14 protein-coding genes are annotated in these 16,023 nt (G+C 59.8%); 1 reads left to right on the forward strand and 13 read right to left on the reverse strand.

What is annotated here, in order from left to right:
- From AB7M22_RS19780 to zwf, 4 genes are all read right to left on the reverse strand, one after another.
- On the reverse strand, positions 1-726 hold the full coding sequence (locus AB7M22_RS19780; protein WP_454187540.1) for an intradiol ring-cleavage dioxygenase: 726 nt from the start codon (positions 724-726) through the stop codon (positions 1-3).
- A gap of 305 nt (positions 727-1,031) precedes the next feature.
- On the reverse strand, positions 1,032-1,697 hold the full coding sequence (locus AB7M22_RS19785) for a bifunctional 4-hydroxy-2-oxoglutarate aldolase/2-dehydro-3-deoxy-phosphogluconate aldolase (protein ID WP_454187541.1): 666 nt from the start codon (positions 1,695-1,697) through the stop codon (positions 1,032-1,034).
- 17 nt (positions 1,698-1,714) lie between these two features.
- Entirely contained in the window at positions 1,715-2,428 is a 714-nt protein-coding gene (gene pgl / locus AB7M22_RS19790) for a 6-phosphogluconolactonase (RefSeq protein WP_008009466.1), read from the reverse strand.
- Positions 2,415-3,884 carry a glucose-6-phosphate dehydrogenase gene (gene zwf, locus AB7M22_RS19795; RefSeq protein ID WP_454187542.1) on the reverse strand — a complete coding sequence of 490 codons (1,470 nt, stop codon included), beginning with the start codon at positions 3,882-3,884 and terminating at the stop codon, positions 2,415-2,417. Before zwf ends, pgl begins: the two co-directional genes overlap by 14 nt.
- Positions 3,885-4,112: 228 nt before the next feature.
- Here zwf and AB7M22_RS19800 point away from each other — a divergent pair, with 228 nt between their 5' ends.
- The gene (locus AB7M22_RS19800; protein ID WP_177319492.1) at positions 4,113-4,973 is read left to right on the forward strand and encodes a MurR/RpiR family transcriptional regulator; all 861 of its coding nucleotides are present in this window, start codon (positions 4,113-4,115) and stop codon (positions 4,971-4,973) included.
- 117 nt (positions 4,974-5,090) lie between these two features.
- On the opposite strand, the gene AB7M22_RS19805 is transcribed toward AB7M22_RS19800, so the two are convergent.
- The 9 genes from AB7M22_RS19805 to AB7M22_RS19845 form a co-directional block, all read right to left on the reverse strand.
- Positions 5,091-5,972 (reverse strand): D-hexose-6-phosphate mutarotase, encoded by an 882-nt coding sequence (locus AB7M22_RS19805; RefSeq protein ID WP_454187543.1) that lies wholly within the window; start codon positions 5,970-5,972, stop codon positions 5,091-5,093.
- Between the two features lie 231 nt (positions 5,973-6,203).
- The gene (locus AB7M22_RS19810; protein ID WP_454187544.1) at positions 6,204-7,550 is read right to left on the reverse strand and encodes a carbohydrate porin; all 1,347 of its coding nucleotides are present in this window, start codon (positions 7,548-7,550) and stop codon (positions 6,204-6,206) included.
- A 221-nt stretch (positions 7,551-7,771) separates the two neighbouring features.
- On the reverse strand, positions 7,772-8,932 hold the full coding sequence (locus tag AB7M22_RS19815; protein ID WP_454187545.1) for an ABC transporter ATP-binding protein: 1,161 nt from the start codon (positions 8,930-8,932) through the stop codon (positions 7,772-7,774).
- 3 nt (positions 8,933-8,935) lie between these two features.
- Positions 8,936-9,781, reverse strand: coding sequence for a carbohydrate ABC transporter permease (locus AB7M22_RS19820; RefSeq protein WP_007902370.1), 846 nt, complete (start codon positions 9,779-9,781; stop codon positions 8,936-8,938).
- Positions 9,774-10,682 carry a carbohydrate ABC transporter permease gene (locus tag AB7M22_RS19825; RefSeq protein WP_007902369.1) on the reverse strand — a complete coding sequence of 303 codons (909 nt, stop codon included), beginning with the start codon at positions 10,680-10,682 and terminating at the stop codon, positions 9,774-9,776. Before AB7M22_RS19825 ends, AB7M22_RS19820 begins: the two co-directional genes overlap by 8 nt.
- A 191-nt stretch (positions 10,683-10,873) precedes the next feature.
- Positions 10,874-12,181 carry an ABC transporter substrate-binding protein gene (locus AB7M22_RS19830; RefSeq protein ID WP_454187546.1) on the reverse strand — a complete coding sequence of 436 codons (1,308 nt, stop codon included), beginning with the start codon at positions 12,179-12,181 and terminating at the stop codon, positions 10,874-10,876.
- A gap of 117 nt (positions 12,182-12,298) precedes the next feature.
- Positions 12,299-13,558, reverse strand: a complete 1,260-nt coding sequence (locus AB7M22_RS19835; RefSeq protein ID WP_454187547.1) for a D-mannose isomerase — start codon at positions 13,556-13,558, stop codon at positions 12,299-12,301.
- Between the two features lie 236 nt (positions 13,559-13,794).
- A complete protein-coding gene (locus AB7M22_RS19840) occupies positions 13,795-15,264 on the reverse strand; it encodes an ATP-binding protein (protein ID WP_454187548.1) in 1,470 nt (489 codons plus the stop codon).
- Complete coding sequence (locus AB7M22_RS19845; RefSeq protein WP_454187549.1) at positions 15,254-15,985, reverse strand: response regulator; 732 nt, start codon at positions 15,983-15,985, stop codon at positions 15,254-15,256. Before AB7M22_RS19845 ends, AB7M22_RS19840 begins: the two co-directional genes overlap by 11 nt.
- Positions 15,986-16,023: the final 38 nt, after the last annotated feature.

The following is a 16,023-nucleotide window of genomic DNA, read 5'->3' on the forward strand; positions in this document are numbered from 1 at the left end:
TCACACGGTGTACTTGTCGAAGTCCTCGGGCTTGATCTGCGATGACACCGCAAACGTGTCGACACCGATGGTCATGTGCCCGAAAAAACCGTCTTCATTCGAGTCTCGACCGATGGCGTGAATGTTCAGGGTCGAGGCTTCGCCGCCCATGGTTTTGTAGAAAAAATCCTGATCGTTGGTCAGTGGTGAAGCGACTCGACCGCTGTACTCACGGGTGTTAAGTACTGACCTTGATGCAACCTGCGGCAAGTAAAGCTGCCCGACCCAAGCGACATGTCGCTCTTCCAGATAGTTGTTGCCGGCCGTGATTCGTACCGCCACATGAATATGCAGGGCGCGTCCGGCGTAATACCCCGGATAAATGGTGGTAAACCGCACGATGCCGTTTTTATCGGTGAACTGCCCGCCGCGCAGGTAGGTATCGTCATCGGTGCGCGGAATCGAGCCGATATCACCGACATCGACTTCCTGGTCCGGATTGACCTTACTCCAGCCCGAATACGCCCCGCGCGCGTTGCAATGCCAGATGTCGACCACGGCCCCCGTGACCGGTTGACCGGTCATGGCATCGACGATCGTCAGTCGCAGCACCAAGGGGATGCCGTCCATGCCTTCGCTGATGTTTCGTCTGATCAGTTTCGGGTTTCGAAAATACGGGCCGGCGATCTGTTCGGGTGACAGCTGATAAACCGGTGATGGGGATGCAGCTGAGGTGTTGTCGTCCATGACGTTCTCTCTTCCATAAGATGAACGCAGGGTAACGCTGGACGAGTAGCGAGATGCGGTAACTATGTATCGCATGATGTCCTGTGGGAGCGAGGCTTGCCCGCGAAGGCGGTCTTCCAGCCACATCAATACTGAATGTACCGACGCCTTCGCGGGCAAGCCTCGCTCCTACAGGTTATTTTTTGGCAGAAAAAACGGCGTGGCAGCCATAAGGGTTTTATTTCAGGCAAAAAAAAACGGTGCACCGACCAAGCGCACCGTAAAGCCGTAGAACACACAACGAAGTGTTTGGTAAATCCGGTTAATCAGTCCAGCAGGGCCAACGCCTCGGCGGTGCACTCCTGGATGCGGGCCCAGTCGCCGTTCTTGATCCACTCGGGGTCAAGCATCCAGCTACCGCCCACGCACATCACGTTTTTCAACGCCATGTAGCTCTTGATATTGGCCGGGCTGACGCCGCCGGTCGGGCAGAATTTAACTTCGCCGAACGGACCGCCCAGGGCCTTGATGGCCGCGACGCCGCCGCTGACTTCCGCCGGGAACAGCTTGAAGCGGCGATAACCCAGGCTATAGCCTTCCATGATGCCGGAGGCATTGCTGATACCCGGCAACAGCGGGATCGGGCTGTTGACACTGGCTTCAAGCAGATCACGGGTGATACCCGGTGTAACGATGAATTGCGAACCGGCTGCTTCGGCAGCGGCGAGCATGCTGCGGTCAAGCACGGTACCGGCACCGGTCACCAGTTCCGGGCGATTCTCGCGCAGGATCTGGATCGCCTTGAGGCCGAACTGCGAACGCAGGGTCACTTCCAGCGCCGTCAGGCCACCGGCCGCCAGGGCGTCGGCCAATGGCAGCACGTCCTGCTCACGAGCGATGGTGATCACCGGCAGAATCCGCGCCTTGGCGCAGAGGCTGTCGATCAGGGCAACTTTGTCCGCCATGGAAACGGTCGGGGATGTGTTTGTCATAGCGGCTGATCCTTGGTTCATGGGCACCAGTAAATCTCTAACGTAGGTTGCAGAAACGCCCGAATCGGCATGGCGGCGACATCGTCACCGGCCAGTGCGGCATTCAGGGTGGTCAGCTTGGACTGACCGGAAATCGACAGAACGGTGTACTTCGCCGAGGCCAGCAGCGCGCGACTCATGGTCAGGCGTTGATGGGGCACGGTCGGCGCCAGCATCGGCCAGCAACGACGGGTGCCATCGACGTTCAAGGCGTCGGCCAGGTTCGGGCTATTCGGGAACAGCGAGGCGGTGTGACCGTCGTCGCCCATACCGAGTATCAGCACGTCGATCGGCGGCAATTCCGCGAGCAAGCGATCCGCCTGCTCGGCGGCCAACTCAAGGTTCGCGGTGGCGCTGTACAGACTAAGGAACTGGGCCTTGGCCGCCGGGCCTTGCAACAGGTAACGCTTGAGCAGGCCGGCATTGCTGTCGGCATGCTCCACCGGCACCCAGCGCTCGTCAGCCAGGCTGACCACCACTTTCGACCAGTCCAGCTTCTGCTTGGCCAGGTGCTGGAAAAACGCCACCGGGCTGCGCCCACCGGACACCACCAGCGTCGCGGCGCCCTGTGCGGCAATCGCGTCACTCAGTTGCCTGGCTACCGTCAATGCCAGGCCTTCGGCCAGCAGCACCGGGCTTTTGAACTCATGGGCACTGACGCCCTGAGGCAGTTTCAATTCAGATATCGCCATACCACGACCTCCCGTCCCGCGTGATCAGTGCAATGGAGCTCATCGGTCCCCAGGACCCGGCCGCGTACGGCTTGGGCGCATCACCGGATTTTTTCCACCCGGCGATCAACTGGTCACACCACTTCCACGCGGCTTCGATTTCATCTTTACGGACAAACAAATTCTGATTGCCGCGCATCACTTCCAGCAACAACCGCTCGTAGGCGTCGGGAATCCGCGCGCTGCGATAAGTGTCGGAAAAATTCAGCTGCAACGGACCGCTGCGCAGCTGCATGCCCTTGTCCAAGCCTTGTTCTTTGGTCATCACGCGCAAGGAAATACCTTCGTCCGGTTGCAGGCGGATGATCAGTTTGTTGCTGATCTGCAAGCGCTGCTCGGGGGCGAAGATGTAGTGCGACGGTTCCTTGAAGTGGATGACGATCTGCGACAGTTTTTGCGGCATGCGCTTGCCGGTGCGCAGGTAAAACGGCACACCGGCCCAGCGCCAGTTACGAATATCGGCACGCAGGGCGACGAAGGTTTCGGTGTCGCTCTGGGTGTTGGAATTAGGTTCCTCCAGATACCCGGGTACCGATTTGCCTTCGCTGTGACCGGCGATGTACTGGCCGCGCACCACTTGAGTGGTCAGGCCTTCCGGGCTGATCGGCGCCAGCGCCTTGAGGACTTTGACTTTCTCGTCGCGAATGCTGTCGGCAGACAGGTCGGCCGGCGGGTCCATGGCGATCAGGCAGAGCAGTTGCAGCAGGTGATTCTGGATCATGTCCCGCAGCTGGCCGGCCTTGTCGAAATAGCCCCAACGGCCTTCGATCCCGACCTGCTCGGCCACGGTGATTTCCACGTGGGAGATGTAATTCTGGTTCCACTGGGTTTCGAACAGGCTGTTGGCGAAACGCAGGGCGATCAGGTTTTGTACGGTCTCTTTGCCCAGGTAGTGGTCGATGCGGTAGGTGCGGTTCTCCGGGAAGAACTGCGCCACGGCGTCGTTGACCTTGCGCGAGGATTCCAGGTCCGAACCGATAGGTTTTTCCAGCACCACACGGGTGTTTTCGGTCAGGCCGACCTTCGACAGGTTCTCGCAAATGGCGCCATAAACCGCCGCCGGGGTGGCGAAGTAAGCAATCACCCGCTGGGCACTGCCGGCCTGCTCGGCCAGGGCGACGTAATCGTCAGCCTTGAGGAAGTCGACGTGCAGGTAGCTCAAACGGGCCAGGAAGCGCTCGACCATCGCTTCATCCAGCTCTTTGGCGCCCACATAGCGGCGCAGCTCAGCGGCGATGAACGCCAGATGCTGTTGCTCGCTGCCGGGTTCACGGGCCAGCGCGATAATGCGCGTATCCTCATGAAGCAGGCCGGCGCCATCGAGTTGATAGAGGGCAGGAAACAGCTTGCGCAGGGCCAGATCGCCAAGAGCGCCGAACAAGGCAAAGGTGCAAGGTTCAACCGTAATCGAAGGCATGATGTTTGTTCTTTTATCAAGTTAAGCTACAAATACCTTTTTTCAAGGCATCACTCAAGGGAAAATGTAGTAATAACCACAACATTTTCGCAAAATACAGATTCCGAGTGGTGGTCGATCGGAGCCATCAGTAGGATAGGCCACCGTTATGGGCCATATCAAAGGCCCAATTTGCATTAGTCGAACGCTTATTTGCGCTGCTGACCTAAGGAACATGAAATGGATCGCGTGCGAAATTTACTGGAACAGATCCAGAATCGCCTTGAAGACCTGAATAAGGCTGAACGCAAAGTCGCCGAAGTGATTCTGCTCAACCCGGAGCAAGCCACCCGGTTCAGCATTGCCGCCCTCGCCCAGGCCTCAAAGGTCAGCGAGCCGACGGTCAACCGTTTCTGCCGCTCGTTTGGCGTCAGCGGCTACCCGGAACTGAAACTGCAGCTGGCCCAGAGCCTGGCCAGTGGCGCGGCGTATGTCAGCCGGGCGGTTGAAGCCGATGACAATCCGGAAGCGTATACGAAAAAGATTTTCGGCAGCGCCATCGCCTCTTTGGACAGTGCGTTGCAGGCGCTTGACCCGAGCCTGATCAGCCGCGCCGTCGACCTGTTGATTCAGGCCCGGCAGATCCACTTCTTCGGCCTCGGCGCCTCGGCCCCGGTGGCGCTGGATGCGCAGCACAAGTTCTTCCGCTTCAACCTGGCAGTGACGGCCCATGCCGACGTGCTGATGCAGCGCATGATCGCCTCGGTGGCCCACACCGGTGAGTTGTTCGTGATCATTTCCTACACCGGTCGCACCCGCGAACTGGTGGAAGTGGCGCGCATCGCCCGGGAAAACGGTGCTTCGGTACTTGGCCTGACGGCGGAGGGTTCGCCGCTGGCCAAGGCCAGTACCTTGAGCCTGAACATTCCGCTGCCGGAAGACACCGACATCTATATGCCGATGACGTCGCGGATCATTCAGTTGACCGTGCTCGATGTGCTCGCCACCGGCATGACCCTGCGCCGGGGCGTGGATTTCCAGCCGCATTTGCGCAAGATCAAGGAAAGCCTGAATGCCAGTCGGTATCCGATTGGGGATGAGTTTAATTAGTCCGATAGCTCTATTGCCTGCTTGGGCCTCTTCGCGGGCAAGCCTCGCTCCTACAGGATTCGCGCCGGTCAGCAAATCGGCGACATTCCGTAGGAGCGAGGCTTGCCCGCGAAGAGGTCAGCCGCAACACCGAAGGTCTTGAGCTAAACCCCCAACCCGCGCCTGCAAACTCAAATGCGCCCGCTCACCCGGTGCCAGGCTCAAGCTGTCGGTCCCGCCGCTGGCCGCCTCCACACAGACGAACTCTAAAATCTCGTTCCAGCTTACGCCCAGCAACGGCCGCGAGCCCGGATGCCAGACCACCGTGTCCGCATGGTCACCGGTGTCGATGCACAATTGCCGTTGCCAGGCGTGGTCCTTGAGCTGCAATTCGCCGTCATGCTGGAACACTCGCTGACAACCGCCGTCGACCCGCAACTCGCCTTCCTGCTGGCAAACCTGGCGGCTCAATTGGTCGTAACCTTGCGCGCCATCAAGCCCGGACAGCGCTACCTCGCCCACGTCACCAATACGCCAATAGGCGTGCAACGCCTGGCTCAACTGGCACGGCATGTCGTCCTGATGCTCGGTGCTCAGGTGCAAATCCATGCGTTCACCCAAGTGCGCGTGCAAGTCCACTTGCCAGTCGCACAGCTGTAACTGCCAGTGCAGGTGCACGCCATCGTCGTCACTGCTGCTGTCGAGCAGTTTCCAGTCGAGCAAACGCGCCCAACCATGGGACGGCCAGGCGTTTTCGCTCGGATGACGGCCGTACCACGGCCAGCACACCGGCACACCGCCGCGAATCGCACCGACATGCGGCCACTTCGCCGCGCACCACAGCCAGGGTTTCTGCCCCTTGGGCTGGAAGTGCAGCAGCTGTGCGCCCTGCCGACTGAACACCGCCTGACACAGCGGATGGTCGATCACCAGCACATCGCGCATCTGATAGCGCTCCCACGCAAACACCGGACGTTCGCGCAAGGATTTGAAGAAGCGTTGTAGCGGATGCTCAAGCATGTGCCACGGTCCTGAAAATCATTTTTCTACCTGATCGTTCCCACGCTCTGCGTGGGAATGCATCCCGTGACGCTCTGCGTCACATACGATGGACGCAGAGCGTCCAGAGCGGCGTTACCACGCAGAGCGTGGGAACGATCTGTCCAAGGGGTGCGCTACCCCCAAAAAAAAGCGGACAGCCATGGCCGTCCGCAAAAATGCGCACATAGAGAGGAGCTTATCGCAACAGCGTTAGAACACCGACTGAATTTTCAGACCAGCCACCAGAGCGTTGTCGACTTCATCCACACCACCTGGATGGGTGATGTATTGCAGGTTAGGACGCACCGTCAGCCAGTTGGTAACGTGGAAACCGTAGTTGATTTCGTAGTTGTACTCGGTGGTACGCAGCGGCGAGAACAGCGGATCTTCGTAGTCGGTGACACCATTGGCGGCGTTGACCAACTCGGCGTTTTTCTTCACGTCATCGTTGACATGGATACGGGAGAAACCGATTCCGACGTCATCTTTAGGACGCGCATCGAACGGCCCCTTGTACACGAACATCAGCGACTGGTAGTTGTCGACGAAGTTGGTGTCCTTGTCGTGGAAGGTGGCGTTGGCCGCGATATTCAGACCGCGGGAAGCATCACCGTTGTGGGTGGTGAGTTGTTGCTGCGCCACAAACCAGTAGCCATGTTTGCTGTCGTGGCTGCGATAGGCATTGCCGCTGGTTGCCGCATCATTGCCGTTGTCATCTTTACGGACGTCGTCGGCATCGGCCGTGCTCTTGTAGTAACCGACACGGTATTCGCCCGGCAGGTTGTTGACCTTCGGCGACCAGACCAGTTCGACCGGCAAGACGGTGCCCTTGGTACCACTGCCGCTGAGCTTGAAGCCGTTACCGTGCTCCAGTTGCGATGGGTTCTGGTTGTACGCGCCGATCTGCGCGTAGAACTCAGGCGTGATGTTGTACTTCACGCGAACCGCCGCCTGCATGACCGGCCAGTTGTACCAGATGCCGGTCGCCCAGTTACCCGCTTGTGAACCGCAGAACGCCAGGTTCTGGAACTCGCAAGGGAAGGTGTTGAAGTCTTCGCCTTCGCCGAAGTAACCAGCCTTGACGTCCAGTTTACCGTCGAGGAACTGGTGCTTGATCCACAATTGGGTCAGACGGACCATATGACCACGGCCGTAGACTTCCTGGGAGGAACTCAAGGTGCCGGCACGCGGGTCGCCGACACGGTCATTGGAGATGTTCTGGCCATTACGGTTGGTGAGCTGAATCTTGGCCTGGGTGTTATCCCAGCCCCACAGTTTTTCCAGGTCCAGCGCCACGCCCAAGCCAAACTGGTCGGCGTAACGCGCCGTCTTGTCGTCGTTGTAGCCGCCATGCAGGTTGGCGCCCACTTCACCGACGTAGTCGGCCTTGATGTCGATACCTTGTTCGATCAGCCTGGTACGCTCACCACCCCAATCCCCGGTCATCCACTGCGAGTCGGCACTGAACGCGTCAGCCGCGTGTGCGCTACCGGCCATCGTCATCATCGCAAGCGCTGACAATTGGCAGATAAGCTGAGCGTTGTTCTTCTTCTTCATCCCTACATCCTCGTCTTTATTGTTATTAACTGTTTTTATCTAACGCGGTTTACATCGATTGCGACGGATGTCCCCATCCACCGCACATCCCCCTGTGGGAGCGGGCTTTTGTGGGAGCTGGCTTGCCTGCGATGGCATCAACTCGGTTCAACGTAAAACCGAGTCGCTTGTATCGCGGGCAAGCCCGGCTCCCACACAACCCCATTCCCACATTTGATTCTTCAGCGGCCTTTGAACTGTGCGACGTTGGCGCTGTGAGCTTCGGTTTTTGGCAGGCCGGCCACCCCCAGGCGTTCACCGGTCTTGGCATCGAACAACAGTACTTTCGATGGATCGAATTGCAGGGTCAGGGTTTCGCCCACGGCCGGCGCGACGTCCGGTGCCAGGCGGCAGCAGACTTTGGTGTCGTTGAGATTGACGAACACCAGGGTGTCGGGACCGGTCGGTTCGGTAACCTGCACTTCGGCGCGAATGGTCGGCAAACCATTCGGCTCGCTGCCCGCCAGCACGATCTGCTCCGGGCGCATGCCGAGGATCACTTCGCGGTCTTCGAGCCCGGCGTCCTGCATGCCCAGCGGCAATTCGCAGCGCGCCTGACCGCTGTCGAGCAGCGCCACCAGACGACCGTCCTTGCGCTGCAAACGCAGAGGAATGAAGTTCATCGGCGGCGAACCGATGAAGCTCGCCACGAACAGGTTGGCCGGGTTGTTGTAGATGTCTTTCGGCGTGCCGAACTGCTGGATGATCCCGTCCTTCATCACCGCCACTTTGTCGCCCAGGGTCATGGCTTCGATCTGGTCGTGGGTCACGTAGACCGTGGTGGTTTTCAGGCGCTGGTGCATCAGTTTCATTTCGGTGCGCATCTCGACCCGCAGCTTGGCGTCGAGGTTGGACAGCGGTTCATCGAACAGGTAAATCTTCGGCCGCCGCGCCAGCGCCCGGCCCATGGCCACGCGCTGTTGTTGACCACCGGAAAGCTGACCCGGTTTGCGGCTCAGCAGGTGTTCGATTTGCAGCAGCTTGGCCACGCGAGCGACTTCTTCGTCGATTTCAGCGGCCGGCATTTTGCGAATCTTCAGGCCGAACGCGATGTTGTCGCGCACGCTCATGGTCGGGTACAGCGCGTAGGACTGGAACACCATGGCAATGTCGCGATCTTTCGGGCTCATGCCGCTGATGTCGGCGTCGTCCACCAGGATCGCCCCGCCGCTAATGTTTTCCAGACCTGCGATGCAGTTCATCAAGGTGGATTTGCCACAGCCCGACGGACCGACCAGGATCAGGAACTCACCGTCATTGATCTTCAGTTCGATGTTTTTCAGGGTGTCCGGCAAACCGGCACCGTAGGTCTTGTTGACGTTGCGTAATTCGAGAGTTGCCATGTTCTACCCCTTGACCGCGCCGGACGTCAGCCCACGCAGGAAATACTTGCCAGCGAATATGTAGACCAGCAGTGTCGGCAGCCCGGCGATCATCGCGGCGGCCATATCAACGTTGTATTCCTTGGCCCCGGTACTGGTGTTGACCAGGTTGTTCAGGGCCACGGTAATTGGCTGGGCATCGCCACTGGCGAAGACCACGCCGAACAGGAAGTCATTCCAGATTTGCGTGAACTGCCAGATCAGGCAGACCATCACTATCGGGATCGACATCGGCAGCAGGATCTTCCAGAAAATCGTGAAGAAGCCCGCGCCATCCAGCCGCGCCGCCTTGACCAGCGCATCCGGAATGCTCACGTAGTAGTTACGGAAGAACAGCGTGGTGAACGCCAGGCCGTAGACCACATGCACCAGCACCAGGCCCGTGGTGGTGTTGGCCAGGCCGATCTTGCCGAGGGTGAACGAGGCTGGCAGCAGCACGGTCTGGAACGGCAGGAAGCAGCCGAACAACAACAGGCCGAAGAACAGTTGCGAACCACGGAAGCGCCACATCGACAGCACGTAGCCGTTCATGGCACCGATGAACGTAGAGATCAGTACCGCCGGCACGGTGATTTTCACCGAGTTCCAGAAGTAGCTGCCGACACTGTCCCAGGCCTTGATCCAGCCGATGCCATCAATCACTTGCGGCCAGCTCAAGAGGTTACCGGTGCGGATGTCTTCCGGGGATTTGAAACTGGTCAGCAGCATCACCACCAGCGGGATCAGGTAGATCGCGGCGGCCAGCAACAAGGTTGCGTAGATTGCGATGCGGCTGAAGCTGATCGCCGGTTTTCCGAGTTGATTACTCATGGCGTTTGCCTCGCAATTCGGAGTACAGGTACGGCACCAGAATCGCCAGGATCGCGCCGAGCATCATCATGGCGCTCGCCGAACCAATGCCCATCTGGCCACGGCTGAAAGTGAAGGAGTACATGAACATCGCCGGCAGGTCGGACGAGTAGCCCGGGCCACCCGCGGTCATTGCCGCCACCAGGTCGAAGCTCTTGATCGCGATGTGCGCGAGAATCATGAAGGCGCTGAAGAACACCGGGCGCAGGCTCGGCAATACGATCTTCAGGTAGATGGTCGGCAGGCTCGCACCGTCGACTTGCGCCGCGCGGATGATCGATTGATCGACGCCACGCAGGCCTGCCAGGAACATCGCCATTACAAACCCGGAGGCTTGCCACACGGCGGCGATCACCAGGCAATACACCACGCGATCCTGATCCACCAGCCAGTCGAGACGGAAGCCTTCCCAGCCCCAGTCACGCAGCATTTTGTCCAGGCCCAGGCCCGGGTTGAGCAGCCATTTCCACGCGGTACCGGTAACGATCATCGAGAGCGCCATCGGGTACAGGTAAACGGTGCGGATGAAGCCTTCCTTGCGAATACGCTGATCCAGCAGCACCGCGAGGAACACGCCCAGCACCAGGCTGATGCCGATGAACATGCCGCCGAACACCGCGAGGTTCTTGCTCGCGACCCACCAGCGATCGTTGTCCATCAGGCGAATGTATTGCTGCAGGCCGACCCATTTGTAGCTCGGCATGAAGCTGGAATTGGTGAAGGACAGAACAAATGTCCAGATGATGTAACCGTAAAAACCAACCAGGACGATCAGCATGCTCGGCGCCAAAACCAGTTTGGGGAGCCAGCGTTGCAATGCGTCGAACGGTGAGGCTTTGCTGAAAACCGCCACAGAGCTCATCGGGATAATCCAGGTGAAGAGAAATGAAATCGGCACGGCGATCCCTTGTGGGAGCGGGCTTTTGTGGGAGCTGGCTTGCCTGCGATGGCATCAACTCGGTTTGAAGTTAAACCGAGTTGCCTGCATCGCGGGCAAGCCCGACTCCCACATAAGCCCCATTCCCACAGGGGTCACGCGGCGTCAGGGATTACTTACTGGGCAGCTTTGACGGCCGACGCCAGTTGCTTGCTGGCCGTCGCCGGATCAGCGTTCTTGTCGTTCATGAAGTTGGTCACCACATCAAAGATCGCGCCCTGCACGGCCAGGGACGTGGCCATGTTGTGCGCCATGCTCGGTTGCAGGCCGCCGGTCTTCTCGTCAGCCAGGAAATCCTTGGCGGACGCTTGAGCGCAAGAATCGAAGCCCAGCGCGCTCATGTCGTTAAGCATGTCGGTACGCACCGGGATCGAGCCTTTGTTGATGCTGAAGACTTTCTGGAAGTCTTTGCCCAGAGCAACCTTGGCCAGGTCTTGCTGGGCGGCGATGTCGCCTTTGCGATCGGCCTTGAGCTTGAACACGGCCATTGAGTCGATGTTGTAGGTGAAGGCTTTTTCAGTGCCCGGGAACGGCACGCACTGGTAGTCCTTGCCCGCAACTTTCTTGGCTGCGGTCCATTCGCTCTTGGCCCAGTCGCCCATCATCTGCATGCCGGCCTTGCCGTTGATGACGTCGGCTGCAGCGATGTTCCAGTCACGACCGGCGCGGTTCGGGTCCATGTAGCCGGTGACTTTTTTCAGCTCGGTGAAGGCCTTGGCCATCTCAGGCCCCGAGAGGGTTTTCTGGTCCAGGTCGACCAGGGCTTTCTTGTAACCGTCTGCGCCCATGACCGAGAGCACCACGTCTTCAAACACGGTGCTGTCCTGCCAAGGCTGGCCACCGTGGGCAAGCGCGATGAAGCCGGCGGCTTTCAGCTTGTCACCAGCGGCATAGAATTCTTCGAGGGTGGTCGGCGCTTTTTCGATCCCGGCTTTCTTGAAGACTTCCGGGTTGATCCACAACCAGTTGACGCGGTGGATGTTCACCGGCACGGCGACATAATCGCCTTCGTATTTCACGGTATCGGAGACTTTCTTGATCAGCAGGTTATCCCAGCCTTCGGACTTGGAAACCTCTTTGAGGGTGTCGGTGCTGAGCAGGCCAGTGCTGCCCCACTCCTGGATGTCCGGCCCCTTGATCTGGGCTACGCCCGGCGGGTTGCCGGCCACGGCGCGGCTTTTGAGTACGGTCATGGCCGTGGAGCCGCCACCGCCGGCGACTGCGCCGTCTTTCCAGGTGAAGCCGTCTTTTTCGACTTGGGCCTTGAGCACATCGACGGCCGCTTTTTCACCACCAGACGTCCACCAGTGAACGACTTCCACCGAACCTTTGGCATCGGCGGCAAGGGCACTGAGGGGAAATGCTGCAACAGGAAGCAGTGAGGCGAGAGAAATGACAGTAGCGAGGCGAGAAATCGCATTCATCTAGTAGTACCTTTCTTGTTGTTATGCATGCAAGTCTGGTGCTTGCGCTGCATAGGATTCTAAACAGGGGATGCCCCTTCGCAGGTAACGAAGGGACGCGCGAATGTCACCACATGGTTACACAGCAACGCTCTGGGACAACTGCGCCAGCGCACTGGCCATGCTCGGCGCCAGCGGCAGGCGCGGGATCAATACGGCTTGCCAGGCGTGATACAGGTCGGGTTTGCCGGCCCAGATATCGGCGCTCGGACGGTTCAGAGGATCGAGTTCGTGATGCCAGCTGCCATCGCAACGGTCAATAAAATGACTGTCACAGAATTCCCAGAACAGTCGGTACCAGCGCTCGTATTGCTCATCACCGGTGCGTTTTAGCAGCGCACTGGCGGCGGCGCTGGCTTCGCAATGAGTCCAGTGCAAGCGATGGCGAACCACCGCACGGTTATCCCAATCGAGGGTGTAGACAATGCCCGGCGCACCGTCGACGTCCCAGCCGTGACGGCAATTGTGCTCGAAGAGTTTTTGCGCATCGGTTGCCAGCCAGCCCGGTGTGAGTATCCCGGCCTGCACCCGGGCCGCTTCAAGATGCAGCAACAGCCGGGCCCATTCAAAGCCATGGCCCGGCGTGGTGCCATAAGGGCGGAAACCGTCAGCCGGGTTGTCGTGGTTGTAGTCACGCAGCGGCTGCCAGTCGCGGTCGAAATGCTCGACCACCAGGTAATCGTTGGCCGCGGCGTGCTCATGAATGACGCGCTCGACGATGCGCTGGGCGCGAATCAGCCAGCGGTTGTCCTCGGTGACATCGGCCAGGGCGAGAAAGGCTTCGGTAGCGTGCATGTTGCTGTTGGCGCCGCGATAGGCTTCCTCGACGCTCCAGTCGCGGTTGAAGGATTCGCGCATGGCGCCCTCCTCCTCGCACCAGAAATGCGTGTCGATGATATGGATCGCATCGTCGAGCAAGGCTTGTGCACCGGGACGCTGAGCGACCACAGCAGAACTCGCGGCCAACGCCACGAAGGCATGCAGGTAAGCGGCTTTGCCGGTATTGCCGTCGCGGTGTTCGGGCGTGGCGAACCAGCCGCCGTGTTCGGCATCACGCAGCGGCCCGCAGAGGGCTTTGATGCCGTGATCCACCAGCTCGGCGAAACCCGGCAGGCCCTGGATGTGGGCCATGGCGAAGCTGTGGGTCATGCGCGCGGTGTTCATGGTTTCGGCTTGCGCGTTGGCCGGGAGGCAACCCTTTTCATCGAGATTGCCGAAGCCTTCGGCAAGCCTTGAAGCCTTGGCGAATGCCAGCAGGCGCAGGCCTTCAGTGGCGAGCCATTGCTGATGGGCAGGCGCGTTCAGCCAACTGCTGAAGGCGGGTTGGAAAGTGTCCATGGGAAGACCTTTTTTTTTGTTATGACTGGGGGCAGTCTAAACAACGGGCGGTGGCGGGCAGGTAACGAAGGGGGCGGCCTTTGTCACAGAGTTGTGACATTAGCCTTCAGGCATGTGTTGGATGCTCTGACGCCATCGCGGGCAAGCCCGCTCCCACAAGGTTATGCACATACCTTGAAAATGCAGGCAATTCTGTGGGAGCGGGCTTGCCCGCGATGAACGATAACGCGGTGCCGCTAATCAACACTACGCGGCAACTGCAACGTCACCCGCAACCCGCCGTCACGCAGGTTTTGCAGGCTGACTTCACCGCCATGGCTGTGGGCAATGTTGCGTGCTATCCCCAGCCCCAGGCCATAACCCTGCTGCTGTCCGGCCAAGCGAAAGTGCGGCTCGAACACTTGCTCCAGCCGCTGCTCTGGCACACCCGGCCCTTCATCATCGACATGCAGGACGAACGCGCTCTCGTCGTCATCGATGTGCAGATGCGCGTTCTGCCCATATTTCAAGGCGTTGTCGATCAGGTTGCCGATGCAACGCTTGAGCGCCAACGGTTTACCGGGATACGGCGCCAACGCCCGGCCATGCTGGGTCACGCGGCCATTGCCGTTGGGCGCCAGATACGGTTCCACCAGGCAGTCGAGCACATGGTTGAGGTCCACCGGTTCGATGTTTTCGTGGATGTCGGTGTCTTTCACGCATTGCAACGCGCCCTTGACCAGCAACTCCAGCTCATCCAGATCGCGACCGAACTTGGCTTGCAGCTTTTCGTCTTCGAGCAACTCCACCCGCAGTCGCAACCGGGTGATCGGCGTGCGCAAATCGTGTGAAATTGCGCTGAACAACTGGCTGCGTTCGGTCAGGTAACGGCTGATGCGCTCGCGCATCGCATTGAAGGCGCGGCCCACTTCCACTACTTCACTGCCGCCGCCCTCGGCCACCGGTTCGACTTCGGCGCCCAGGGACATGTCCCGCGCCGCGCGAGCCAATCGCTTGAGCGGTCGGCTCTGCCAGTGCACCAGCAGGCCGATGAACAGCAGCAAGAAACCGCTGGTGAGCACGATGAACCAGACCTGCTGCGCCGGCAGGCCTTGTTCTTCAAGACTGGTGTAGGGCTCGGGCAACAGTGAGGCGATGTACAGCCATTCCCCCGGTGCCATCTGGATTTGCGTGACCAGCACTGGCGGGTTCACCGGTTCCAGGGTCAACGCGTAATGCGCCCAGGAGCGCGGCAACTCATCGAGCTTCAAGCCGCCGTTGAAAATCCGCAGGTCTTCGGGGCTGACGAACGTCACCGAGATGTCGATGTCCTGACCCAGCGACTGGCGCAACACTTCGTCCACCGCTTTGAGCACCGCTGCTTTGCGCGGGGTGATCGGCAGCACTTCCATGCCCAAGGGTTTGTCGTTGAGCGTCACCACAAACCGGGTGCCGCCCATGCTGCGTAACTGATCGAGTACCAGCGGCCTGAACGCTACCGGCAAAGAGCGGAAATAACTGACGCTGGCCGTCATCGAATGGGCCAGGCTGCGGGCACTGGTGACCAGGCCTTCGAGCTGCGTGGCGCGCAATTGCGACACCCAGATCACGCTCGACAGTGTCTGGGCGAACAGCACCGCCAGCAGGGTCAGCAGCAACATGCGCCCGAGCAGCGAGCGCGGTACCGGCACCCGCCCGGCGAGCTTGCGCAGGAACTCAGTGGCCATTGCCGGCAACCACATTGGCTGCCAGTTGGTAGCCACTGCCGCGCACGGTACGGATCAGCCGTGGCGGCTTTTCGGTGTCGCGCAGGCGCTGGCGCAAACGGCTGACCGCCATATCGACGATGCGATCGAGCGGCATCAAGTCACGACCACGGGTGGCGTTGCCGATGGTGTCGCGGTCGAGGATTTCCTGGGGGTGATCGAGGAACAGTTTCAGCAGCGCGAAATCGGCGCCCGAGAGAATCACTTCCTCGCCATCGATGTGGAACAGCCGATGGCTGACCATGTCCAGCCGCCAGTCATCGAAGGCCAGCACTTCGCTGCCAGAACGCTCCTGACCGAACTGCGCGCGGCGCAACAAGGCTTTGATGCGCGCCTGCAATTCACGCGGGCTGAAGGGTTTTCCGAGGTAGTCGTCGGCGCCCAGTTCCAGGCCGATGACGCGGTCGGCCTCGTCGGAGCTGGCGGTAAGCATGATGATCGGCACCTGGGCCTGACGCGGGTGTTGGCGGATCCAGCGGCAGAGGCTGAAGCCATCTTCGTCCGGCAGCATCACGTCGAGAATCACCAGATCGCTCGGCGCCTCGTTCAAGGCCTGACGAAAGCCTGCGCCGTCGGGCGTGGTACGGACCTGGAAACCGGCGCGGGTCAGGTAGGTGTCCAGCAACTCGCGTATCTCTTGATCGTCATCGACCAACAAAATCGACTTGTTGACTGAGCTCACGGGGCGGCGTCCTTGTTGTTTGAATTGGGTGGATTATG

The sequence above is a fragment of the Pseudomonas sp. ADAK2 TE3594 genome (assembly GCF_053628675.1).

Coding starts and splice junctions, on each gene's coding strand:
- AB7M22_RS19780 (WP_454187540.1), bottom strand. CDS start 726: ATGGACGACAACACCTCAGCTGCATCCCCATCACCGGTTTATCAGCTG.
- AB7M22_RS19785 (WP_454187541.1), bottom strand. CDS start 1,697: ATGACAAACACATCCCCGACCGTTTCCATGGCGGACAAAGTTGCCCTG.
- pgl (WP_008009466.1), bottom strand. CDS start 2,428: ATGGCGATATCTGAATTGAAACTGCCTCAGGGCGTCAGTGCCCATGAG.
- zwf (WP_454187542.1), bottom strand. CDS start 3,884: ATGCCTTCGATTACGGTTGAACCTTGCACCTTTGCCTTGTTCGGCGCT.
- AB7M22_RS19805 (WP_454187543.1), bottom strand. CDS start 5,972: ATGCTTGAGCATCCGCTACAACGCTTCTTCAAATCCTTGCGCGAACGT.
- AB7M22_RS19810 (WP_454187544.1), bottom strand. CDS start 7,550: ATGAAGAAGAAGAACAACGCTCAGCTTATCTGCCAATTGTCAGCGCTT.
- AB7M22_RS19815 (WP_454187545.1), bottom strand. CDS start 8,932: ATGGCAACTCTCGAATTACGCAACGTCAACAAGACCTACGGTGCCGGT.
- AB7M22_RS19820 (WP_007902370.1), bottom strand. CDS start 9,781: ATGAGTAATCAACTCGGAAAACCGGCGATCAGCTTCAGCCGCATCGCA.
- AB7M22_RS19825 (WP_007902369.1), bottom strand. CDS start 10,682: ATGAGCTCTGTGGCGGTTTTCAGCAAAGCCTCACCGTTCGACGCATTG.
- AB7M22_RS19830 (WP_454187546.1), bottom strand. CDS start 12,181: ATGAATGCGATTTCTCGCCTCGCTACTGTCATTTCTCTCGCCTCACTG.
- AB7M22_RS19835 (WP_454187547.1), bottom strand. CDS start 13,558: ATGGACACTTTCCAACCCGCCTTCAGCAGTTGGCTGAACGCGCCTGCC.
- AB7M22_RS19840 (WP_454187548.1), bottom strand. CDS start 15,264: ATGGCCACTGAGTTCCTGCGCAAGCTCGCCGGGCGGGTGCCGGTACCG.